The sequence below is a fragment of the Vibrio sp. 704 genome, from assembly GCF_033339295.1.
In genome coordinates this window covers 1-671 of record NZ_JAWOUH010000500.1, presented here as the reverse complement: position 1 = coordinate 671, position 671 = coordinate 1, and the positions used below count along the sequence as shown (strand labels likewise).

The 671-nt window shown below is 48.4% G+C and carries 1 pseudogene; it reads right to left on the bottom strand.

The window, feature by feature from the left end:
* Nucleotides 1–671: pseudogene (locus R7R24_RS27365) on the bottom strand (nuclease); the annotation flags it as partial.

The window sequence follows — 671 nt, the reverse complement described above, 5'->3', positions numbered from 1 at the left end:
TGATTTGCGTTTGCTCAACTTGCAACTCACCACCGTTGATTGTGGTGTAACCCGCGGTGTAAATATCACGTCCGTATTTCTCTTTCGAGTAATCAGTCAGTGTCAGTAGTGGATCTTCCATGCCATACGCATTGAGGTCCCCCATCAGCAACACATCGCCTTTCACGTCTTTCAACGCTTCACCCACTGCGTGCGCAGCGGAAACACGGAAGTTGTTACAGTTGCCTTGCAGATCCGCAGGCTCCGAGTCTTCTACGCCAGCGATCCACTCTTCAATACATTCAGAACCTTTCGATTTGAAGTGGTTAACGACGATAGAAAGATCTTCACCGCTCTCTTGTACCGTGAAGGTTTGCAACAAGCTGTGGCGTTGGTATTTGTCGTACGCAGGGTTGCTCTCAGCACCATCTTTACGAGTAATGGTGTTTTCGGCAATGTGCTGCTCTGGCGTGAAGATCACTTTCGCCGCTTCTTTTGGCGTGACCACTTTCGCGCGGTACAAGATAGCAACCATGATCGCATCGCTTCCGAAGTACTCTTCTTGGTACTTGTCTTTATCTGCGATTTCAACGTAAGTGTAATGATCGTCTGCGTCATCGATTTCTGCATTCAATGCATCCACCAAGTTTTGCACAGCACTGCCATCACCGAAGCCGTTATTTTCCACTTCC